Source organism: Fuscovulum ytuae, from assembly GCF_029953595.1.
GTDB classification, from domain to species: domain Bacteria; phylum Pseudomonadota; class Alphaproteobacteria; order Rhodobacterales; family Rhodobacteraceae; genus Paragemmobacter; species Paragemmobacter ytuae.
This window is the reverse complement of sequence record NZ_CP124535.1, coordinates 1,947,669-1,969,702: the sequence shown is the minus strand read 5'-3', so window position 1 is coordinate 1,969,702 and position 22,034 is coordinate 1,947,669. Positions and strand designations below refer to the sequence as shown.

The following is a 22,034-nucleotide window of genomic DNA, read 5'->3' as shown; positions in this document are numbered from 1 at the left end:
AACGCATGCAGACGGACCGGTTCTTCCCCGATGCCCCGAGTGGCCTGATCCTGCCAGTGGCGCAGATCATCGACGCCGCCACCCTGCGCGCGGCGATCCTTGCCGATCTGCCCGCCGCCGCAGATCCCCGCGCGGCCCGTGCCATCGCCGTGCGCCACCTGTCTGATGCGCGCGCGCAGGGCAACGCGGCCCTTGCCGCCGCCTTTTCGACCCGCCCGCATGACGCCCGCGCCATGATCCGCGCGCAGGCGCATCTGACCGATATCCTTGTCGCAACCGCCTTTGACATCGCCCGACACCACCTTCACCCTTTGGCCAACCCGACCGAGGCAGAGCGGATGGCCGTCCTTGCCGTGGGTGGGTTTGGCCGGGCCGAAATGGCCCCGCATTCCGATGTGGACCTGCTGTTCCTGACGCCGTGGAAGATCACGCCCTGGGCCGAGTCAGTGATCGAATCCATGCTCTACATCCTGTGGGACCTGAAGCTGAAGGTCGGCCATGCGTCGCGCACGGTTAGGGATTGCCTTCGCCTTGGACGTGAAGACATCACGATCCGCACGGCCCTGCTGGAGCATCGCTTCATCGCCGGGTTCGAACCCCTCGCCCTTGATCTGGGCGACAGGCTTTGGGGCGACCTCTTCCGCAACACCGGTCCCGAATTCATCGATGCCAAGCTGAAAGAACGCGCCGACCGTCACCGTCGCCAAGGCGGGCAGCGCTATGTCCTTGAACCCAACGTGAAAGAGGGGAAGGGCGGCCTGCGCGATCTGCAAACGCTGTATTGGATCGGCAAATACCTAAACCGGGTTTCCTCGGCAGAGGGGCTTGTCGCGGCGGGGCTTCTGACTCGCGATGAATATGACATCTTCACCCGTGCCGAAGATTTTCTCTGGGCCGTGCGCTGCCATCTGCACCTGATTTCCGGGCGGGCGATGGATCAGCTCACCTTCGACCTTCAGGTCGAGGTGGCCGCACGCATGGGCTATGCCGACAAGGGCGGTCGTCGGGCCGTCGAACATTTCATGCAGGACTATTTCCGTCACGCCACCCGCGTGGGCGAACTGACCCGCGTCTTCCTGACGGAACTTGAGGCCCGCCACGCCAAACCAGAGGCCAGCCTTTTCGGCCTTTTCAAGCGGACGAAACGGGTGAAGGCGGGCTACAAGCTGGTGCAGGGGCGGCTTGATCTTGTCGATCCACGCCGCTTCTTCGCCGACAAGCTCAATATCCTGCGCGTCTTCGAAGAGGCGCTGCGCACCGGATACCTGCTGCATCCCAATGTGATGCGCCAGATCACGACCCATCTCGACCTGATCGACGAAGACATGCAATCCGACCCCGAGGCGGTCCGCATCTTCCTTGATCTTCTCCTGAAACACGGCAACCCGGAACGCGCCCTACGGCGGATGAACGAATTGGGCGTACTCGCGGCGTTCATTCCCGAATTCGAACCCATCGTCGCGATGATGCAGTTCAACGTCTACCATCACTACACGGTGGACGAACATATCATCCAATGCATCTCGGTCCTCGCGCAGATCGAACGGGAAGAGCTTCTGGAAGAGCTGCCGGTCGCTTCCAGCATCCTCAAGGCAGGGGTGAACCGCAAAATCCTTTATGTCGCGCTGTTCCTGCACGATATCGGCAAAGGGCGACCCGAAGACCATTCCATCCTTGGCGCGCAGATCGCCCGCCGCGTCTGCGCCCGCCTTGGCCTGACGCAGGATGAAACCGAAACGGTCGAATGGTTGGTCCGCTATCACCTTTTGATGTCTGACACGGCGCAAAAGCGCGATCTGGGCGACCCGCGCACGGTGCGCGATTTCGCCAAGGCGGTGAAGACGCGCAGGCGGCTTGATCTGCTTACCGTCCTGACGGTTTGCGATATTCGGGGTGTCGGCCCCGGAACATGGAACAACTGGAAAGCCATGCTCCTGCGGTCCCTGTTCGGCCAGACGGCAGAGGCGTTGGAAGGCGGTCTTGAATCCCTCAACCGCGAAAACCGCGAAGATGAGGCGAAACGTGCTATGCGCGAACGGCTGGCCGAATGGTCCGCTGCCGATCTGCGGCGCGAGGCGGGGCGCCATTACGCCCCCTATTGGCAGGGGCTTTCGACCGACACCCATGTCGTCTTCGCCCGGCTTCTGAAGGATCTTCCCGATAGCGAGATCCGTATCGACCTGCATCCCGACGATGGCCGAGATGCCACGCGGGCCTGCTTCGCGCTGGCCGATCACCCCGGCATCTTTTCGCGCCTTGCGGGGGCCTTGGCTCTGGTCGGGGCCAATGTGGTGGACGCGCGGACCTACACCTCCAAGGATGGCTATGCGACCGCCGTCTTCTGGGTGCAGGACAGCGAGGGCAAACCCTACGAAGTCGCCCGCCTGCCGCGCCTGAGCCAGATGATCCGCAAGACGCTCAATGGAGAGGTGGTCGCCCGTGACGCCTTGAAGGACCGCGACAAGGTCAAGAAACGCGAACGCGAATTCCGCTTCCCGACCCATATCACCTTCGACAATGAAGGGTCTGACATCTACACGATCATCGAGGTGGATACCCGCGATCGGCCCGGCCTTCTTTACGATCTGACCCGGACATTGGCCAACAATAACATCTACATAGCCTCTGCCGTCATCGCGACTTTCGGCGCGCAGGTGGTGGACAGTTTCTATGTGAAAGACATGTTCGGCCTCAAGCTCCACGCCAAGTCCAAGCAAGAGGCGCTGGAAAAGAAACTGCGTCAGGCCATAGCCGAAGGCGCGGAACGGGCGCAGGGGTAGGGAATGCAGCCTATCCGTTTGATCCGCTCCATCATCACCGTCGGGGGATGGACACTCCTGTCGCGCGGTGCGGGTTTTGCCCGCGACGTGATGATGGCCGCCTATCTTGGCGCGGGCCCGGTGGCCGAGGCCTTCCTCGTGGCCTTCTCGCTGCCGAACATGTTCCGCCGCTTTTTCGCGGAAGGGGCCTTCAACATGGCCTTCGTGCCGATGTTTTCGAAAAAGCTGGAAGGCGGCGAAGATGCGGCCGGGTTCGCCCGTGACGCCTTCAACGGTTTGGCCACCGTGCTGATTGTCTTTTCCGTGATTGGCACGGTTGCGATGCCTTGGCTGGTCTGGCTGATGGCCTCTGGCTTCGTGGGGGATGAACGCTTTGACCTTGCCGTGCTTTTTGGGCGTATCTCCTTTGTCTATATCCTGTTCATCTCGCTCGTGGCCTTGCTTTCGGGGGTTCTGAACGCCTTTGGCCGCTTTACCGAGGCCAGTTTCGTGCCCGTCCTGATGAACCTGATGTTCATCGCCGCAATGCTGATCGCCGACCGTGCGGGTTGGGATATGGGGCTGACCTTGGCCTGGACCGTGCCGCTCACGGGTATCGCGCAACTGGCGTTCACTTGGGTTTCTGCCCATCGCGCGGGCTTCCGCTTTGCCCCGGGTCTGCCGCGCCTGACGCCCGATCTGCGGCGGCTTGCGGTGATCGCCGCGCCCGCTGTTTTGGCGGGGGGGGTGGTGCAGGTCAATCTGCTCGTCGGCCGTCAGGTCGCCTCTTTCACCGAGGGTGCGGTGGCTTGGCTTTCCTACGCAGATCGGCTTTACCAACTCCCGCTGGGCGTGGTGGCCATCGCGGTGGGAACCGTCCTTTTGCCTGATCTCTCCCGCCGCTTGCGGGCCGGGGATGCCGAAGGGGGGCGGGCCTCCTTCAACCGTGGTACAGAATTCGCGCTTTTCCTGACAATCCCCGCCGCGGTCGCGCTTGTGGTGATCGCGCTGCCGCTCTGCACGGTTCTTTACCAGCGCGGTGCCTTTGGCCCCGATGATGCGGCGGCGACCGCCCTTGCACTGGCCATTTACGGCGCGGGCCTGCCCGCCTTCGTGCTGCACAAGGTGTTTCAGCCGCTTTACTACGCCCGCGAGGACACCCGCAGCCCTTTCCGCTTTGCCGTCTGGTCGATGATCGTGAATGCCGCCATCGCGGTGGGGCTGCTGCCCGTGATCGGCTTTTCTGCAGCCGCCCTTGCGACCACCCTTTCCGGTTGGATCATGGTCCTGCAGCTTTGGCTTGGCACCCGCAAGATGGGTGACGAGGCGCGGTTCGACACCCGCTTCCGCCAGCGTTTGCCCCGCATCCTGATTGCGTCCTGCCTGATGGGCGGCGTGCTCTGGTTCGCTATGGTCCTGCTCGGCCCAATGCTTGGCACCGAAGGCTGGCGCTACGTCGCCTTGGCCCTTTTGGTTGTGCTTGGCATGTCCAGTTACGCCCTCGCCGCCCTTGGACTTGGCGCGATTCGGCCAGCGGATCTCAAATCTGCGCTGCGCCGTCAGCGCTGACGGATCTTGTCCAAGACCCGGCCCCAGCCGCCCGGGCTCACCAAGAACGATAGCAGGAACCCTGCGACGAACCCCGACACATCCGCCACCCATTCGTAGCCGCCCCCGAACAGCAGTCCGAAAAGCAACTGGATCGCCAAAAGGAACCCGATCAGGCTGAAGGCGCGGTACTTGTTCGCCCCTACGGCTGCCAGATTGACCCAAAGCAGAAAGGTGAACCCGCCGATCAACCCATAAGTCGCGGGATAACCCCCAAACAGCGGGGCGGAATTTCCCGGCACCAGCATATAGGCAAAGGCTCCCGCCAGTGCCGCGCCAAAAAAGACCACCAGAACGGCCCACCAGCGGAACACCTCGCCGACCATCTTTCCCAAGGCCAGAAGGATAACCACGACGAAGAGCGCATGCGTCGTCGATCCATGGACAAAGGGATAGGTCACCAGACGCATCACCTGCTGAGGGGGATATTCCCCCCGCGCCATCATCGCCTCCATCAGAGGGGGCGAAAACACGAACCGCTCCAACGCCTGCAAGCGCCAGCCCGCTCCATCGATCCCGCCAAGGATCCCGGCTTCGCCAAGTCCGACCACCACTTCCATCGCGATGATCGGTAAGGCCAGCACCCAGACGATTGCGGGCAACGGGTTCAACGGCGGGGCATTGCGGTCCTGCATCGGGCCTATACTCATCGATCGGGGGCGGGCGTCGATTGACGCCCCGTCGCCGCATCGTTAAGCGGAAACCGCGACCTTTTCCAGACGGAGCGATATCATGGCCGAGCCGGTCCAAACGCCTCAGGCTTCCTTTCCGACCCGCATCTTTTCGGGGATACAGCCTTCGGGAGGGCTGACCCTCGGCAATTATCTCGGCGCGCTCAAGCGGTTTGTCGAAAAGCAGGAAGAAGGGATCGAAACGATCTACTGCATGGTCGACATGCACGCGATCACCGTCTGGCAGGATCCCGAAAAACTGCGCCAGCAGACCCGCGAAGGGGCCGCCGCCTTCATCGCCGCCGGGATCGACCCCGCGCGGTCCATCCTGTTCAACCAGTCGCAAGTCACGGCCCATGTCGAACTGGGCTGGATCTTCAACTGCATCGCCCGCATGGGCTGGATGAGCAGGATGACCCAGTTCAAGGACAAGGCCGGGAAGAACAGCGAGAATGTTTCCCTTGGCCTCTTTGCCTATCCGTCGCTGATGGCCGCCGATATCCTTGCCTATAAGGCGACCCATGTCCCTGTGGGCGAGGATCAGAAGCAGCACCTTGAACTGACCCGCGACATCGCCATCAAGTTCAACAATGACTATGGGGTGACCTTCTTCCCGGTGGTCGAACCCGTCATCGAGGGGGCTGCAACGCGCGTGATGTCTTTGCGCGACGGCACCAAGAAGATGTCGAAATCCGATCCATCCGATCAGTCGCGTATCAACCTGACCGATGATGCCGACACGATTGCGAAGAAAATCCGCAAGGCCAAGACCGACCCCGAACCTTTGCCCGACACTCTTGACGGGCTGAAGGATCGGCCCGAGGCGCGTAATCTGGTCAATATCTATGCCGCGCTGGCGGGGCATTCTGTGGAACAGGTGATCCGTGATTATGCCGGTGCACAATTCGGCACCTTCAAGCCCGCCTTGGCCGATCTGGCTGTGGCAAAGCTTGAACCGATCACGCTGGAAATGAACCGCCTGATGCAGGACCCGGCCGAGATTGATCGGATCCTTGGTCAAGGCGCGGCCCGCGCCGATGCCATCGCGCGCCCCATCGTCGACCAGGTTTATGATATCATCGGGATGATCCGATCGCGGCGTGACTGACGGGAAACGGGCCATGGGGGGTGGATGTTCCGACGCTGGACGCGATATGCCCTGACCTTGGCGCTGGTGGGGTCTTTTGCCCTGACGGCGCTTGCGTCGGCACGTATCGCGCTTGACCCGAACCTCACCCCCCTTCGCGATGCCACGGCGGCCGAGATCACGGCCGCTACCGAGGCCACCCTCGCCCGTCTTGCCCCCGGCACCATCCCGGATCGCATCACGGATCACCTCGCAGCGACCCGTCGCGATTGGGTGGTGCTGCAAGCGCTGCATGACCTTGCTGCCGATCTGGGCCAACCCTTGCCGTCCGATGTGCAGGCCGCATACGCCGCCGCTTGGGCCGAGGATTCGGGCTTCTGGGCGAATGCCGCGAATTGCGCGGCCTGCACGCTCGACCCCGCCGCCTGCACCCTGTCGAACTTCCTGATGTGCCAAGCGCCCATCATGCTGACCCCGATTGGCGATCTGGCCACAATCCTTGATGGCGGGATCGACTATATGGCGGGCGAAGAGGTGGATCGCATCGCCATTGCCCTGTCCATCGTGGGGCTGGGAGCGACCGCTACAGTCGTAGCCAGTGGCGGGACTTCGGCGGCGGCAAAGCTTGGCGCTTCGGGGATCAAGCTGGCCCGGGGCATGGGCCGCCTTTCGCCCCGTCTGACGTCCCTGGTCACCCGCGCCGCGACCGATGGGGTGGATTGGATCGCGCTGCGCCGCGCCCGCAGCCTTGATGATGTTGCCCTTACCCTGCGCGCAGATGCCTTTGCGCCGCTGGTCAGCATCGCTGCCGATCTGGACCGCATCCGCAAGACCACAGACACGACCACCGCGCTCCATCTTCTGTCGCGGATTGACGACGCGACGGAGGCGCGCCGCCTTGCCAACGCGACCGAGGCGCTTGGCCCCCGCATCCTTGCCAAGGCCGAGATCTTGGGCAAGGCCCGTCTCCTGCGCGCCACGGTCCGCGTCACGGGGATCGGCTATGCATTGGTGGGCGGGTTGGTGACGCTTCTCCTCTCCATCTCCATCCTGTTGGGCAATGCGTTGCAAACCCGCCTGTTCGCCGTCCTGCGCCGGGCTGCCGCGCGGGGGGAAGAGCAAGGCCCATAGCCCTTTCATCTTGGCCCAAATACTCAATCACCATCTCCACCCGCCCCTCCGCCGCAAGAGGGACGCCTAACCATCGATCATTAAATGCAGGATGCGTCTGAAAGGGTGAAGAAAGCCTGTGCTCGACGCCCGTCCAAAAGGACTTTCTGCGCAATTGGTTAACGCCTCGTCACCGTACGCTGCGTGCCCACAGATTGCTGCACAGAAGGCGGCACAAAACAGGGCACAACCGTTTTCACACCTTTGGGGAAATAAATACTGCGTTCGCAAGCCCTTGCCCCCTGCGCAAGGCCGAAGGCGCCATCCCGAACCGCCGACTGAAGGCCCGGCTCAAGGTTGACGGGGATGAAAACCCTGTCCTCAGCGCCACTTCGGCCAAAGGATGGCGCGTATCGGTTACCATGCGCCGTGCAGCTTGCAGTCTTAGACCCATCGCATAGGCCCCCGGACTTTCGCCAAGATATTGATGAAAAAGGCTTTCCATCCGCCGCGGACTTAACCCAACGGCGCGGGCAATACGGGCCATGGGTTCGGGATCATCGATCCGCGCCTCCATCCGCGCGATGGCCTGTGCCACCCGACCGTCCAGCCGCAGATCGCGTGCGGGCGGTGCCACTTGCGGTTCCTGTCCCGCGCGCTGTGTGGTCAGGAACGAGGCCGCCACCTGCCGTGCCAAAGGCGCCCCATGCCGCGCCCCGATCAGGTGCAGCATCAGGTCTTGTGCAGGGGCGGCCCCCCCCACCGTCACGCGGTTTCGGTCGATGACATAGCGGTCCGGCAGACACTCCATTTGGGGGAAGGTCGCTGCGAAATCCTCAAGATCTTCCCAATGGACAGTCGCGCGATAGCCGTCCAGAAGCCCCGCCCGCGCCATGACCCAAGCCCCCGCATCCACCCCGGCGATCAGCCGAAAGCGCGGTGCCATCCGCCGTAGTGCCTGAAGGAAAGGGGGTGTCGCCACCTCGGCTTGCCTGTATCCAACGATCACCATCAGCACATCCGCCCCCTCGGCCGAGGCCAAAGGACCAGCCGAGGGCAATTCAATCCCGCAAGTCAACGGAACGGGCCGCCCATCCGGCGACACAACGCGCCAGCGAAAGGCCTCTTGCCCCAGATGCCGGTTCGCCGCCCGCATTGGATCAAGTACTGACGCCACCTCAAGGATCGAGGCATGCGGCAGCACCAGGACCGCCATGGTCAGCGGCGCGCGGGATGGAAGGAAAATGTTGACGTTTTCAGCCATAGCTATTGCGTAAAGAGCAAAGCATTGCGGTGCAAGGCGGGTAATGTGGCGCGAAGATAAGGGAGGACCGCCATGCCGCTCGCCATGAACCGCGAGGTTTTCATCACCTGTGCCGTCACTGGATCGGGGGGCACGCAGGACCGCAGCCCGCATGTGCCGCGCAGCCCCAAGCAGATCGCCGAAAGCGCCATCGCGGCGGCCAAGGCGGGTGCCGCTGTGGTGCATTGCCATGTCCGCGACCCCGAAACCGGCAAGCCCGCCCGCGACCCTGCGCTTTATCGCGAAGTCACTGAACGCATTCGGGATTCTGACACGGACGTGGTCTTAAACCTGACCGCAGGCATGGGTGGTGATATCTATTTCGAAGGAACCGAGGATATGGGCCGCATCGGCCCTCGGTCTGATATGGCAGGCGCCACGGAACGGGTGGCCCATGTGGTGGAATGCCGTCCCGAAATTTGCACGCTTGACTGCGGCACGATGAATTTCAACGAAGCCGATTACGTCATGGTCAACACGCCCGGCATGCTGCGTGACATGGCGCGTCGCATGACGGCGGCCGGCGTGCGGATCGAGATTGAGGCGTTTGACACGGGCCATCTCTGGCTTGCCAAGGAACTGGTGAAGGAAGGCGTGATCCCTGAACCCGTCCTCGTACAGCTTTGCATGGGCGTGCCGTGGGGCGCGCCGGATGACCTGAACACCTTTATGGCGATGGTGAACAACGTTCCCCAAGGGTGGCACTATTCAGCCTTCAGCCTTGGCCGCAACCAAATGGCCTATGTCGCGGCGGCGGTGCTGTCTGGTGGCAACGTCAGGGTGGGGCTTGAAGACAACCTCTGGCTCGACAAGGGGGTGCTTGCCACCAACGCGCAGCTTGTGGAACGCGCGGCGACGATCGTTGAAAACATGGGGGCCCGCGTCATAACCCCCGCAGAAGTGCGCGCCCGGCTAAAGCTGGAAAAGCGCGCGCCCTTGCCGAAATAGGGTGGAAAAGGTCAGCCCCATCCCCCCGCCACACGCCCTTTTGGCTGCGGGCAAAGTGATCCCTCTGGGTCAGGGATGGGTGCTGGAACCGCTTGAGACGGGTTTTCTTCTAAAAAGTCTCGTGCAGGCGATGCAGGTACAGGTGACGCCGGAAGAGGCACAATCCCTGCGTCAGGGTGAGGTGACGGTCGAAAGCTTTGCCACCCGCTTAGGTGCGGTGCCCACGTCACTGCCGCATCAGGCCTTGCCGGGGGCGGCCATAACGGTCGCCTTTTCGGATGAGGCGATGCGACTGGCGGCCAAGGAAAATCCGGCTGGCAAAGGGCGTGGCACCGATTTGCCGCAACGCCAAGGCGCGGGGGCCGGGCTTGACCTGTCCGGCACCACAAAGATCGGGGCGGTGGTGATCGCCCTTCTGCTATTGGTCCTGATCTGGGCCATTTAAGGGAGAAGACGGAAATGGCGCGCAAGGCGGGCATCATTGGGGGCGGGGTTATCGGCGGCGGCTGGGCCGCGCGCTTCCTGCTTAACGGCTGGGATGTGGCGGTCTTTGACCCCGATCCGGAAGCCCCCCGCAAGGTGGGCGAGGTGATCGCCAATGCCAAGCGCGCGCTGCCCGCTCTGTCGGATGGCCCGATGCCACCCGAAGGCAAACTGACCTTTGCTGCCACGATCACCGAGGCGGTCGAGGGCGCAGACTATATCCAAGAATCCGTCTCCGAACGGCTCGACCTGAAGCACCGCGTCTTTGCCCAAATTCAGCAGGTTGCGCCGGATACCCCCATCGGCTCCTCCACTTCAGGGTTCAAGCCTTCGGAGCTGCAAGAGAACGCGGCGAACCCCGCCACGATCTTCGTCGCGCATCCGTTCAACCCGGTCTACCTCTTGCCGCTTGCCGAAATCGTGCCCTCCGCCAAGTCGGACCCTGCCCTGATCGAAGGCGCCAAGGAAACACTGCGCGAGATCGGGATGTTCCCTCTGCATATCCGCAAGGAAATCGACGCCCACATCGCTGACCGCTTCCTCGAGGCTGTCTGGCGCGAGGCGCTCTGGCTTGTGAAGGACGGCATCGCCACGACGGAAGAGATCGACGAAGCCATCCGCATGGGCTTTGGCCTGCGCTGGGGCCAGATGGGCCTGTTTGAGACATATCGCATCGCGGGCGGCGAGGCGGGGATGAAGCATTTCATGGCCCAATTCGGCCCCTGCCTCACCTGGCCTTGGACCAAGCTAATGGATGTGCCGGAATTCAACGACGAACTCGTCGACCTGATAGCAGGCCAATCCGACGCGCAATCGGGCCATCATTCGATCAGGGAATTGGAACGCATCCGCGACCAGAACCTGATCGGCTTTCTGCGCGTTTTGAAAGAAAGGAATTGGGGGGCGGGCAAGGTTCTGCTGGATCATGACGCCCGCCGCCGTCAGGCGATGCCCGACCCTTCGCCCGATCACGCCCAGCCGATGGAAATGGCGCGAATGCATGTCCTGCCGGGCTGGATCGACTATAACGGGCATATGACCGAAAGCCGGTATCTCTTCGCGGCATCGGAAACCTCGGACGCCTTCCTGCGCTATATTGGGGCGGATATCGCCTATGTCGGCACGGGGTTCAGCTATTACACCGCTGAGACCCACATCATGCATCTGGGCGAGGCAAAGCTGGGCGATGCCCTGACAGGAACAGTGCAGGTGATCCATGCCGATGAGAAGCGGCTGCACATCTTCCTCCGCATTCTGAAGAACGGCGAGGCCGTGGCCACGCTGGAACAGATTCTGCTGCATGTCGACATGAAGGCGGGCAAGACCTGCGCCGCGCCCGCCGAAATCCTTGACCGCCTGCTGCCCATCGCCGATGCGCACAAGGCCCTGCCGCGACCGGAAGCGGCGGGCCGCTTCGTGGGGCAGAAGAAATGACACGCCGCGTTCTGATCACGGCCGGAGCGAACGGGATAGGGCTGGTCATGGCGCAGGCCTTTGCTGATGCTGGCGACCGAGTCTGGGTTACGGATGTGGACGCCGCCGCCGTGGCCGCCGTGCCGAGCGGGATCCGCGCGACGTGCTGCGATGCCTCGGACGAAGCAGCGATGATCACCCTTTTTGCTGCAATTGCCGACGATTGGGGTGGGCTTGACGTGCTCTGCGCCAATGCCGGGATCAAGGGGCCGACCGCCGGGATCGAGGATATGGACCTTGCCCAATGGCACGCTTGCCTTGCCGTAAACCTCGATGGCGCGATGATCGCGGCAAAACACGCAGCGCGGATGATGAAGCCGGCAAGAAGCGGTGTGATGATCTTCACCTCATCCACCTCCGGCCTTTACGGCACGCCCTTCCGCGCGCCCTATGTTGCTGCGAAATGGGGTGTGATCGGCCTGATGAAAACGGTGGCTATGGAACTTGGCCCACACGGCATCCGGGCCAATGCGATCTGCCCCGGATCGGTCAACGGCCCCCGCATCGACCGTGTGATCGAGGCAGAGGCGGCAGCCAAGGGCATGACGCCCGATGCCGTCCGCCAAGGCTATGCCAGCGGCACCGCGATGAAGCAGTTAACCGATCCTGAAGATGTTGCCGCCATGGCGCTGTTCCTTGCCTCGGACGGGGCAAAAATGGTGTCTGGGCAGGCGCTTGCCGTCGACGGCATGACCTACAACGTTGATCCGTAAGGGAAATCGCCATGCAATTCGGGCTGACCGAAGAACAGCAGATGATCGTCGACACGACGCGCAGCTTTGTCGAGAACGAGCTTTACCCCCATGAGATAGAGGTGGAACGCACGGGCCATCTCCGCATGGACCTGATCAAGCAAATTCAGGCCAAGGCCATGCAGGCAGGCCTTTATGCCGCCAATATGCCGGCCGAGGTGGGGGGCGCGGGCCTCGATACCCTCTCTTGGCTGCTTTATGAAAAGGAACTGGGCAAGGCAAATTACGCCCTGCACTGGACCTGCGTCGCACGCCCCTCGAACATCCTTCTGGCCGGGACGGAAGAGCAGCGTCAGAAATACCTCTATCCCTGCATCCGCGGCGAGAAATGGGATTGCCTTGCCATGACGGAACCCGGCGCCGGGTCCGACCTGCGCGGCATGAAGGCCAGCGCGCGGCCAGATGGCGATGATTGGGTGCTGAACGGCACCAAGCATTTCATCAGCCATGCGGATCTGGCCGATTTTACCATCTGCTTCATGGCCAGCGGCGAAGAAGACACCCCACGCGGCAAGAAAAAGCTGATCACTGCGTTCTTCGTCGATAAAGGCACCCCCGGCTTCACGGTCCGCGACGGCTATCGCAATGTCAGCCACCGGGGCTATACCAACGCCATCCTCGAATTCGATAATTGCCGCATCCCGAAAAGCCAAATCCTTGGCGAAGTGCATAAAGGGTTCGAGGTCGCGAATACTTGGCTTGGTGCCACGCGCCTGCAAGTTGCCGCCACCTGCCTTGGCCGCGCTGAGCGCGCGCTGGCCCATGCCGTGCAATATGCAGCGGAACGCCAGCAATTCGGCCAACAGATTGGCAAGTTCCAAGGTATAAGCTTCAAGCTTGCGGATATGGCGATGGAGTTGAAGGCGGCCGAGCTTTTGACATGGGAAGCCGCTTGGAAGTTCGACCAAGGCACCGTGACCGAGGCCGACATGAGCATGGCCAAGCTCAAGGCCACCGAAGTACTGGCCTTCATTGCGGATGAGGCGATCCAGATCCACGGCGGCATGGGCCTGATGGATGACCTGCCACTGGAACGCATCTGGCGCGACGCGCGGGTAGAGAGGATCTGGGAAGGCACCTCGGAAATCCAACGCCATATCATCAGTAGGCAAATGCTGAGAGCCTTCGGCGCCTGACGGCACCCCCGGGGGCGCTTTGCCCCCCGGACCCCCAGAGGATATTTTGGACAGAAAATGCAGGGTTCGCTTCATCCTTTCTCAATCTTTTGGCGTCAATCTGGAAGCATGGTAAAGGCGGGGACGCCGATGACCGTGACAGGAAATGGCACCTCGCTCGCCTTCGGTGGGCCGGGTTTTTCGATTTTCTGTCTGCAAGTATCTTCTGGGGGTCCGGGGGGCGACGCCACCCCGGGTCTGTCCACCCGCGCCCGGGATTGGACATGACGGACCTTCGCCGCCTTCTGCGCCCGCGTTCCATCGCCGTGCTTGGCTCTGGCTGGGCTGCGAATGTCGTGGAACAATGCGCCAAGATGGGTTTCGACGGCCCGGTTTGGCCCGTTCATCCGACGCGTGATCAGATCTCTGGGGTGCCCTGCTACCGCAGTCTTGCCGATTTGCCGCATGCCCCTGATGCCACCTTTATTGGGGTCAACCGACATGCCACGCTGGATGTGGTGGCGGAACTGGCGGCGATGGGGGCAGGGGGGGCAACTTGCTTTGCTTCGGGCTGGGAAGAGGCGGGAGAGGCCGATCTTCAGGCCCGCCTCGTACAGGCGGCAGGCGACATGCCGATCCTTGGCCCCAATTGCTACGGCGTGATCAACTATCTCGACGGCGCGCTCCTTTGGCCGGATCAGCATGGCGGGGTGCGGGTGGATCGCGGGGTGGCTCTTCTGTCCCAATCCTCCAACATTGTCATCAACCTGACGATGCAGGCGCGCGGGCTGCCCGTGGCCTATGTCGCCTGCCTTGGCAATGCCGCGCAGGTGGGTCTGGCTGAGCTTGCGGATGCGCTCTTGTCCGATGAGCGGGTGACGGCGCTGGGCATGTATGTTGAAGGCATCGACGATGCTACGGCCTTCGCCGATCTGGCCGAACGCGCGCGGGCGGCAGGCAAGGGGATTGTCTGTATCAAGTCCGGCAAGACGGAACTGTCTCGCACCGCCGCTGCGTCGCATACAGCTTCGCTTGCAGGCGGGGGGGCTGCTTCCTCTGCTTTCCTGCGGGCCTGCGGTGTGGCTGAGGTGGCGACCCCTGCCGAACTGATCGAAACGCTTAAAATCTTCCACCATTGTGGCCCACAGATCGGCCCGCGTCTTTGCTCGCTTTCCTGCTCCGGTGGCGAGGCGGGGCTGGTGGCCGACCTGGCTGCGCCTTTCGGCGTGGACTTCCCGCCACCGTCGGATGCTCAAAGGCAGCGGCTGAGCGAAATCCTTGGCCCGATCGTCTTCATCTCCAATCCCTTGGATTATCATACGTTCATCTGGGGTGACGGGCCGCGCACAACGGATGTCTTCACAACTATGCTGGCAGGCTATGATGCTGGCATCTTCATCATCGACCCGCCCCGCCCCGACCGCTGCGACCCGTCTAGTTTTCAGCCCGCCTTGGATGCCGTTGTGGCGGCGTCGCAAAACACGGGCAAGCCCGCCTTTGCCGTGGCCTCTCTGCCCGAGAATTTTGATGAGGCCTTGGCGGTTAAGATGGCCGCGCCAAATGTCGTGCCAATGATGGGTCTGGAAACTGCTTTGGGTGCTATCAAGGCTGCGCAAACCGGTCCGAACCGGGGGGGGTGGCGCCCATGGCCCGCAATGGGCGGCCGCAGATTGCAGATGCGCGATGAGGGGTCGTCCAAGGCCCTCATCGCGGGCGCTGGGGTGGCCGTTCCGCGCTCTGCTACCGCGCCAACTCTGCTGGAATTGGCTGCCAAGGCGGCAGGGCTGACCGCTCCGCTCGCGCTTAAAGGGCTTGGTTTTGCACATAAGACCGAGGCAGGTGCGGTGCGTTTGGGCCTTGTGACGCTGGACGGTCAGGCCGAAATGGCGGGGGCGCAGGGCTATCTTGCCGAAGAGATGGTGACGGGCGTCGTGGCCGAATTGCTGGTCGGACTGCGCCGCGACCCCGTCTATGGCGCGACGGTAACTTTGGGTTTTGGCGGGGTTACGGCAGAAGTTTTGGCCGATACGGTAACCCTCGTTTTGCCCGTGACAGAGGATGCGGTTGCGCAAGCCCTGCGTGGTCTACGGCTCTGGCCGCTGCTTGATGGCTATCGTGGGCGGCCCAAGGCGGCGGTGGCGGCGGCGATTAGAGCGGTCATGGCGCTGCAAGACCTGATGCGGTCGACCCCGACACTGGAAGAGATTGAGATCAACCCGCTCATGCTGACGGCCAGCGATGCCGTCGCGGTGGATGCGGTCATCTGGGAGGAAACGGAATGAGCGGCATGCAGATGCGGGTTGAAGGCCCGATCCGGACACGGCGCGAGGGTGCTATCCTTGAGGTCACTTTGGATCGGCCCAAGGCCAATGCGATCGATCTGGCCACCAGCCGGATCATGGGCCTTGTCTTCCGCGACTTCCGAGACGACGACAGCCTGCGCGTGGCGATCCTGCGCGCGGAAGGCGAGAAATTCTTCTGCCCCGGCTGGGATCTGAAGGCCGCCGCCGATGGCGATGCGGTGGATGGCGATTATGGCGTGGGTGGCTTCGGCGGCTTGCAGGAATTGCCGAACCTGAACAAGCCTGTGATCTGTGCCGTCAACGGAATATGTTGCGGGGGTGGGTTAGAACTTGCGCTCTCCTGCGATCTTATTCTGGCGTCAGGCAATGCAACCTTCGCCTTGCCGGAAATTCGGTCTGGCACAGTGGCGGATGCGGCCTCGATCAAACTGCCGAAGCGGATACCCTATCATGTGGCGATGGATCTGCTTTTGACCGGGCGTTGGTTCGATGCCGAAGAAGCGCTTCGCTGGGGCATTCTGAAAGAAATCACCACGACCGAGGATCTTTTGCCCAAGGCTTGGGAATTGGCGCGGCTTTTGGAAAGTGGTCCCCCGCTGGTCTACGCCGCAATTAAAGAGGTGGTGCGCGAAGCCGAGGCGATGCGCTTCCAAGATGCGCTCAACCGGATCACCAAGCGGCAATTGGCGACGGTGGACAAGCTTTACTCAAGCGAGGATCAGCTAGAAGGTGCCCGCGCCTTTGCCGAGAAGCGCGATCCCGTCTGGAAGGGGCGTTGATACGGAAACGACGCAAAACTGTCGCGCAATGTCACGACGTGGCCTATTCCGCCGCTAGGCTCCGCCGCAACGAATGGGTGGGCTGATGAGCGACGAGACAGATTACATCATCGTAGGGGCAGGTTCGGCAGGCTGTGTTCTGGCCGATCGGCTTACCGCCAACGGCAAACACCGGGTGACGGTGTTGGAAGCAGGCGGGTCAGACCGGCGCTTTTTCGTCATGCTGCCATTGGGTTATGGGAAGCTTTTCTACGATCCGACGGTGAACTGGCTTTACAAGACGGAACCAGATCCGGGCCTTGCGGGGGCACGCGATCACTGGCCGCGCGGCAAGGTTCTGGGTGGATCGTCCAGCATCAACGCCATGGTCTATATCCGGGGCCATCGGGCGGATTATGAAGAATGGGAAGCGGCAGGAAACCCCGGTTGGGGTTGGGATGAGGTGTTGTCAGCCTATAAGGCCATGGAGGACACCGAAGCTGGGGCAGATACGTTTCGCGGTGCCGGCGGGCCGCTTTTTGTCTCGGCCAACCGCAAAGGGCTGCACCCTCTGGTCAAAGATTACATCGCGGCCTGTGAAAGTGCGGGCCTGCCGCATAATGCCGATTTCAACGGGGCCGAACAGGAAGGGGCGGGCATCTATCAGATGACCATCCACAAGGCCCGACGCAATTCGGCGGCGCGGGCTTTCCTGCGCCCGGCGATGAAGCGTCCGAATTGTCGTGTCATTACCGGGGCAATGGTGACGCGAGTGATCATCGAAGAAGGCCGCGCCGTAGGGGTCGAATATGTGCAAGGCGGGCAGACCCATAGCTTGCGCGCAAAGGCCGAGGTGATCCTGTCCGGCGGGGCAATCAACTCGCCCCAACTGCTGCAACTGTCCGGGATCGGGCCTGGGGCGCTTTTGCAGGGGATGGGTATCCCGGTTTTGCGCGATAACCCCAATGTCGGCGACCATCTGAGCGATCATCAGGGCATCAACTATACGTGGAAGATGAAAGTCCCCACCTATAATGACGAGCTGCGCCCATGGTGGGGCAAGCTGATCGCGGGCATGAAATACGTGCTGGCTGGGGCTGGTCCTCTGGCCAAATCGATCAATCACGCGGGTGGGTTTTTCCGCACCTCGCCCGATCTGCTGCGCCCCAATATGCAGCTTTACATGCAGGCCTTTTCGACCTTAATCCCGCGCGATGGGGAACGTCCGATCCTGACGCCAGATCCTTTCCCCGGCATGTCCTTGGGCCTTTCGAATTGCCGCCCGACGAGCCGGGGGCATATCCGCATCGGATCGCCCGATCCCTTCCTGCATCCGATCATCACCGCCAACGCCTTTTCAACGGACCATGACGTGCAAGAGATGCTTTTGGCTGTGAAGTTCCTCCGCCATCTGGCCGCACAGCCCCCCATGGCCCGCCTGATCGCCGAGGAATTGCGACCGGGGCCTGAGGCGGTAACGGATGAAGCCTTGATCGCAGATTTCCGCGCGCGATCCGGCACGGTGTATCACCCATCCTGCACCTGCCGGATGGGGCCGGATGCAGACAGCAGCGTGGTGGATGCGCGCCTTCGGGTGCACGGAGTCCAGGGGCTACGGGTGATCGATGCATCAAGCTTCCCCAACCTAATCGCGGGGAACACGAATGCGCCGGCCATGATGATCGGCTGGAAGGGCGCGGAACTGGTTCTGGCCGACGCAAGCTGATCCCGGACGGGGTGCCGTTGAAGGGGGCATCGAACCCCCTTCAACGGCGTTTCCACGGAAGGCCGTGGTCGGTCGCCCCAACCTTTGATCGCGCGCGGGTGGTGGTGTTCAGTTTGAGTATTTTCGCCAAGATGAAGGGGCTATGCGGTCTTCATCTTGGCCCAAATGGGTATCTTTCGAGTGGCCGTCTTGGTGTGCCCGGTCATTCACCGCGAGGGAAACGCTTGTTTTCCTCGAGCACGTTCAAGTCCATGTGGTTGCGCATATAGCGTTCCGATGCCGCCCGAAGCGGTTGATGATCCCACGGGAAATAGGCGCCGTTCCTGAGCGCCTCATAGACCACCCAACGGCGGGCCTGACTTTCGCGCACGGCTGCGTCATAGGCAGCAAGGTCCCAACGGGCATCAGCTTTCGCGCGGAAATCGTTTAGCACTGAGACATGGCTCGGATCGGTTGCCAGATTGAATCGTTCCTCCGGGTCCGTCGAGAGGTTGAACAGAAGTTCCGGGTCGGCGGCGCAGCGGATGTATTTCCATGGTCCTTCACGCAGGCAGACCATCGGCGAGATTGTACCTTCGGCGGCGTATTCCATGGCGACCGGGCTTTTGCGCGGGGCACCTTGCGCCAGAGGGACGAGGTTTTCACCATCGGTCCAAGGCTGGATTTCCGCCATGTCGATGCCTGCAAGCGCCCCGAGTGTTGGTGTGACATCAATGGTAGAGACGGGTGTATCGATCCGCTGCGGCGCAAGGTCGGGCGCGGCGATCATCAGGGGGACGCGGGCCGATCCTTCAAAGAAGTTCATCTTGAACCAAAGGCCCCGTTCCCCCAGCATCTCGCCATGGTCGGAGAGGAACAGGACGATCGCCTCCTGCCGTGTCGCGGTCAGCGTATCAAGAATCTCACCAATCTTGGCGTCGACGTAGGAGATGTTGGCGAAATACCCCTGCCGTGCGCGGCGAATGTGGGTGTCGGTGATGTCGAAAGCCTGCCAATCGCAAGCGTCCATCAGGCGCTTGGAATGCGGATCCTGATCTTCGTAGCCGATGGCCTTGGGCGGTTCCAGTTCCGGTGCGCCTTCGTAGAGATCCCAGTATTTCCGCCGCGCGACGAACGGGTCGTGGGGATGGGTGAAGCTGACTGTCAGACACCATGGCCGGGCATCATGGCCGCGTGACAGGTCATAGAGTTTCTGGACAGCCTGAAAGGCCACGTCATCGTCATATTCCAGCTGGTTCGTGATCTCGGCCACTCCGGCCCCGGTGACGGAGCCGAGGTTGTGATACCACCAGTCGATCCTTTCGCCCGGTTTGCGATAATCGGGCGTCCAGCCGAAATCGGCGGGGTAGATGTCGGTTGTCAGCCGCTCTTCAAAGCCGTGCAACTGATCGGGGCCTACGAAATGCATCTTGCCCGAAAGCGCCGTCTGATAGCCCGCACGGCGCAGGTGATGCGCATAGGTGGGGATATCCGAGGCGAATTCGGCGGCGTTGTCATAGACGCGGGTCCGTTTCGGCAGGGCTCCTGACATAAAGGCCGCGCGGGCCGGCGCACAGAGGGGCGACGGCGTATAGCTGTTGGCAAAGCGCACCGATCTTTCGGCGAGGCGGCGCAGATTGGGCGCATGCAGGAAGGGGGCAGGGCCGTCGGGAAAAAGCGTGCCGGTCAGCTGGTCCACCATGAGGATGAGGATATTGGGGCGATTTGACATGGCGTTTTCCTTTCGCGTCATCGCCGCAGGATAGGGAGGTGGTCTGGCCGCCGATAGGGCGCGACCGTCTTTTGCTGGCTTATGCCCGACATGGGCGTGCATGTCGCGATTGGTGGGCGAAGTGACGCGAATTGGCTGTGTCTTGTCTTTGGCCTGGCGTCAGATGGTTCAGACCGGAGGATGGTGCCATGACGATAAAGACAGAGTTTCCCTGCCGAGTGATCGAGCAAGACGACATGGGCATCGTGCTGTCGGATGGTTGCCGCCTTTCGGCGCGGGTCTGGATGCCTGAGGACGCGGTGGCGAATCCCGTCCCGGCTGTTCTGGAATATATCCCCTATCGCAAGCGTGACGGAACCCTCCCCCGGGATGAGATGATGCACCCCTATGTGGCGGGCCATGGCTATGCCTGCATTCGGGTCGATATGCGGGGAAATGGTGACAGCGAAGGGCTAATGGAGGACGAATACACGCAGGTCGAAATGGACGATGCGGTTGCCGTCATCGATTGGCTTTCACGCCAGCCTTGGTGCAGTGGCGCGGTGGGAATGATGGGCAAATCATGGGGCGGGTTCAACTGCCTGCAGGCGGCCTTTCACCAACCGCCCGCGTTGAAAGCCGTGATCTCGGTCTGTTCCACCACCGACCGTTTTGCCGATGACATCCATTTCAAGGGCGGCTGCCTTCTGGGCGAAAATTTCGGCTGGGGGGCGGTGATGCTGTCTTATTCATCGCGCCCTCCGGACCCGATGCTACGGTCTGATTGGCGCAAGATGTGGATGGAGCGGCTGGAGGCAGAGCCATGGCTTGCCCCACGCTGGGCCGCCTTGCAGGAATGTGGGGCCTATTGGAAACATGGGTCGGTCGGCGAGGATTACGCCCGGATGCAGACGCCCGTTCTGATCTGGGGTGGCTGGGCCGACAACTACATGAACACTGTGGCGCATCTGGTTGAGAATGTGCCAGCGCCCTGCAAGGGGATTGTCGGGCCATGGGTGCATCAATATCCGCACACGGCGGTGCCGGGGCCTCAGGTCGGTTTCCTGCAACAGGCGCTGCGCTGGTGGGATCGTTGGCTGAAGGGCATCAAAAATGGGGCCGAGGATGACCCCGCCTATTGCGTCTGGATGATGCATTCCGCCCCGCCGGATGCCTGTGCGAAGGAACGGCCCGGCCATTGGGTGGCCGAGGTGGAATGGCCTTCGCCGCGTGTTTCCCCTTTGGTGCTTCACCTTGGCGCTGGGGTATCCAATGCGTCGCAAGGGAAAATGGATGAGCAAGTGGCGGACGCCTTTGCCCTTACGATCGCTACGCCACAGCATCTGGGCCTAAAGGCTGGGGAGTTCTTTCCCATGGGCCTGAACGCCGAGATGCCGGGTGATCAACGCGAGGATGATGCGTTGTCGTTGTGTTTCGATGGCGATCCGATGGAGGCGGGGCTTGACCTGCTTGGCGCGGCCGAGTTGCGTCTGCGCCTGTCATCAGACAAACCTCTGGGCTTTGTCGTGGCACGGCTTTGTGATGTTGCGCCTGATGGGGCATCGCTCAGGATCGCGCATGGGATGCTGAACCTCTGCCATCGCGATAGCCGCGAACATCCGTCACCGATGGTGCCGGGGCAGGTGGTAGAGGTGGCCTTCAGTCTCGACCAGATGGCCTATCGACTGGCACCGGGGCATCGGCTGCGGATTGCCTTGTCGAACAGCTATTGGCCTTTCGTTTGGCCCTCGCCGGGTGCGGGGCGGTTGACCGTGACGGGTGGAAGCCTGACCCTGCCGGTCCATTCGGGTAGCACTGCAGAATGGTTGCCGCCACCCGCTGAACATGCGCAACCGTGGCAACACCGCGTCGTCAGGTCAGGAAAGACCCGCCGCTTTATCGAAGAGGACCTTATTACGGGAACCTATGCGTTGGTCGTGCAGGATGATCTTGGCGATGCCGAAAACCTGTCCCACGGCCTGTGTTCCGGCGAAACGATGAGCGAACGGTGGGAGATCCACCCCGAAGATCCGCTATCGGCGAAGGCCGAGCATATCTGGGAACAGCGTCTTTCTCGCGGGGCCTGGTCGATACGCACGTGCGCCGAAGCCGAGATGACAGCGACGGCAACCCACCTGCGCCACCGGGCCGTCCTGCGTGCATGGGAAGGCGATGAATTGGTATTCGAAAAGATGTGGGACGACAGCGTCCCGCGCCGCTTCGTCTGAGAATCGTGACATGGGCATGG

16 protein-coding genes are annotated in these 22,034 nt (G+C 62.0%); 13 read left to right on the top strand and 3 right to left on the bottom strand.

From position 1 onward, the window contains the following. Nucleotides 1-5: 5 nt before the first annotated feature. On the top strand, nt 6-2,780 hold the full coding sequence (locus QF092_RS09470) for a [protein-PII] uridylyltransferase (protein WP_281469877.1): 2,775 nt from the start codon (nt 6-8) through the stop codon (nt 2,778-2,780). Nucleotides 2,781-2,783: 3 nt separating this feature from the next. Next, complete coding sequence (murJ, locus tag QF092_RS09465) at nt 2,784-4,328, top strand: murein biosynthesis integral membrane protein MurJ (RefSeq protein ID WP_281463655.1); 1,545 nt, start codon at nt 2,784-2,786, stop codon at nt 4,326-4,328. On the opposite strand, the gene QF092_RS09460 is transcribed toward murJ, so the two are convergent. Continuing rightward, a complete protein-coding gene (locus QF092_RS09460) occupies nt 4,319-5,002 on the bottom strand; it encodes a rhomboid family intramembrane serine protease (RefSeq protein ID WP_281463653.1) in 684 nt (227 codons plus the stop codon). The two genes, murJ and QF092_RS09460, sit on opposite strands and share 10 nt — an antisense overlap. 97 nt (nt 5,003-5,099) lie before the next feature. Here QF092_RS09460 and trpS point away from each other — a divergent pair, with 97 nt between their 5' ends. Together trpS and QF092_RS09450 are read left to right on the top strand one after the other, a co-directional pair. Next, the gene (gene trpS, locus QF092_RS09455) at nt 5,100-6,146 is read left to right on the top strand and encodes a tryptophan--tRNA ligase (RefSeq protein WP_281463652.1); all 1,047 of its coding nucleotides are present in this window, start codon (nt 5,100-5,102) and stop codon (nt 6,144-6,146) included. Nucleotides 6,147-6,170: 24 nt separating this feature from the next. Then, nucleotides 6,171-7,256, top strand: a complete 1,086-nt coding sequence (locus QF092_RS09450) for a hypothetical protein (protein ID WP_281463651.1) — start codon at nt 6,171-6,173, stop codon at nt 7,254-7,256. A gap of 235 nt (nt 7,257-7,491) precedes the next feature. On the opposite strand, the gene QF092_RS09445 is transcribed toward QF092_RS09450, so the two are convergent. Next, complete coding sequence (locus tag QF092_RS09445) at nt 7,492-8,499, bottom strand: GlxA family transcriptional regulator (RefSeq protein ID WP_281463649.1); 1,008 nt, start codon at nt 8,497-8,499, stop codon at nt 7,492-7,494. 72 nt (nt 8,500-8,571) lie between these two features. Between QF092_RS09445 and bcoG the strand changes: the two genes are divergently transcribed. The 8 genes from bcoG to QF092_RS09405 all read left to right on the top strand — a co-directional run bounded on the left by bcoG (nt 8,572) and on the right by QF092_RS09405 (nt 18,096). Further along, entirely contained in the window at nt 8,572-9,486 is a 915-nt protein-coding gene (bcoG, locus tag QF092_RS09440; RefSeq protein ID WP_281463648.1) for a 3-dehydrocarnitine:acetyl-CoA trimethylamine transferase BcoG, read from the top strand. Nucleotide 9,487: 1 nt separating this feature from the next. After that, nucleotides 9,488-9,931 (top strand): hypothetical protein, encoded by a 444-nt coding sequence (locus QF092_RS09435; protein WP_281463647.1) that lies wholly within the window; start codon nt 9,488-9,490, stop codon nt 9,929-9,931. A gap of 14 nt (nt 9,932-9,945) precedes the next feature. Further along, nucleotides 9,946-11,403: a carnitine 3-dehydrogenase gene (locus QF092_RS09430; RefSeq protein WP_281463646.1), complete on the top strand. Its 1,458-nt coding sequence runs from the start codon at nt 9,946-9,948 to the stop codon at nt 11,401-11,403. Further along, the gene (locus QF092_RS09425; RefSeq protein ID WP_281463645.1) at nt 11,400-12,155 is read left to right on the top strand and encodes an SDR family oxidoreductase; all 756 of its coding nucleotides are present in this window, start codon (nt 11,400-11,402) and stop codon (nt 12,153-12,155) included. The genes QF092_RS09430 and QF092_RS09425 overlap by 4 nt, the downstream gene beginning before the upstream one ends. Nucleotides 12,156-12,166: 11 nt before the next feature. Beyond that, on the top strand, nt 12,167-13,330 hold the full coding sequence (locus QF092_RS09420; protein ID WP_281463644.1) for an acyl-CoA dehydrogenase family protein: 1,164 nt from the start codon (nt 12,167-12,169) through the stop codon (nt 13,328-13,330). 263 nt (nt 13,331-13,593) lie between these two features. Next, a complete protein-coding gene (locus QF092_RS09415) occupies nt 13,594-15,591 on the top strand; it encodes an acetate--CoA ligase family protein (RefSeq protein ID WP_281463643.1) in 1,998 nt (665 codons plus the stop codon). Continuing rightward, entirely contained in the window at nt 15,588-16,391 is an 804-nt protein-coding gene (locus QF092_RS09410) for a carnitinyl-CoA dehydratase (protein ID WP_281463642.1), read from the top strand. The genes QF092_RS09415 and QF092_RS09410 overlap by 4 nt, the downstream gene beginning before the upstream one ends. A gap of 85 nt (nt 16,392-16,476) precedes the next feature. Further along, nucleotides 16,477-18,096 (top strand): GMC family oxidoreductase, encoded by a 1,620-nt coding sequence (locus tag QF092_RS09405; RefSeq protein ID WP_281463641.1) that lies wholly within the window; start codon nt 16,477-16,479, stop codon nt 18,094-18,096. Nucleotides 18,097-18,298: 202 nt separating this feature from the next. On the opposite strand, the gene betC is transcribed toward QF092_RS09405, so the two are convergent. Then, nucleotides 18,299-19,807, bottom strand: coding sequence for a choline-sulfatase (gene betC, locus QF092_RS09400; protein WP_281463640.1), 1,509 nt, complete (start codon nt 19,805-19,807; stop codon nt 18,299-18,301). 188 nt (nt 19,808-19,995) lie between these two features. Between betC and QF092_RS09395 the strand changes: the two genes are divergently transcribed. Continuing rightward, nucleotides 19,996-22,014, top strand: a complete 2,019-nt coding sequence (locus QF092_RS09395) for a CocE/NonD family hydrolase (protein ID WP_281469706.1) — start codon at nt 19,996-19,998, stop codon at nt 22,012-22,014. Nucleotides 22,015-22,034 lie beyond the last annotated feature (20 nt).

Excerpts from the sequence above, each read along its gene's own strand:
- QF092_RS09470 (WP_281469877.1), top strand. The coding sequence starts at position 6 with ATGCAGACGGACCGGTTCTTCCCCGATGCCCCGAGTGGCCTGATCCTG.
- murJ (WP_281463655.1), top strand. The coding sequence starts at position 2,784 with ATGCAGCCTATCCGTTTGATCCGCTCCATCATCACCGTCGGGGGATGG.
- QF092_RS09460 (WP_281463653.1), bottom strand. The coding sequence starts at position 5,002 with ATGCAGGACCGCAATGCCCCGCCGTTGAACCCGTTGCCCGCAATCGTC.
- trpS (WP_281463652.1), top strand. The coding sequence starts at position 5,100 with ATGGCCGAGCCGGTCCAAACGCCTCAGGCTTCCTTTCCGACCCGCATC.
- QF092_RS09450 (WP_281463651.1), top strand. The coding sequence starts at position 6,171 with ATGTTCCGACGCTGGACGCGATATGCCCTGACCTTGGCGCTGGTGGGG.
- QF092_RS09445 (WP_281463649.1), bottom strand. The coding sequence starts at position 8,499 with ATGGCTGAAAACGTCAACATTTTCCTTCCATCCCGCGCGCCGCTGACC.
- bcoG (WP_281463648.1), top strand. The coding sequence starts at position 8,572 with ATGCCGCTCGCCATGAACCGCGAGGTTTTCATCACCTGTGCCGTCACT.
- QF092_RS09430 (WP_281463646.1), top strand. The coding sequence starts at position 9,946 with ATGGCGCGCAAGGCGGGCATCATTGGGGGCGGGGTTATCGGCGGCGGC.
- QF092_RS09425 (WP_281463645.1), top strand. The coding sequence starts at position 11,400 with ATGACACGCCGCGTTCTGATCACGGCCGGAGCGAACGGGATAGGGCTG.
- QF092_RS09420 (WP_281463644.1), top strand. The coding sequence starts at position 12,167 with ATGCAATTCGGGCTGACCGAAGAACAGCAGATGATCGTCGACACGACG.
- QF092_RS09415 (WP_281463643.1), top strand. The coding sequence starts at position 13,594 with ATGACGGACCTTCGCCGCCTTCTGCGCCCGCGTTCCATCGCCGTGCTT.
- QF092_RS09410 (WP_281463642.1), top strand. The coding sequence starts at position 15,588 with ATGAGCGGCATGCAGATGCGGGTTGAAGGCCCGATCCGGACACGGCGC.
- QF092_RS09405 (WP_281463641.1), top strand. The coding sequence starts at position 16,477 with ATGAGCGACGAGACAGATTACATCATCGTAGGGGCAGGTTCGGCAGGC.
- betC (WP_281463640.1), bottom strand. The coding sequence starts at position 19,807 with ATGTCAAATCGCCCCAATATCCTCATCCTCATGGTGGACCAGCTGACC.
- QF092_RS09395 (WP_281469706.1), top strand. The coding sequence starts at position 19,996 with ATGACGATAAAGACAGAGTTTCCCTGCCGAGTGATCGAGCAAGACGAC.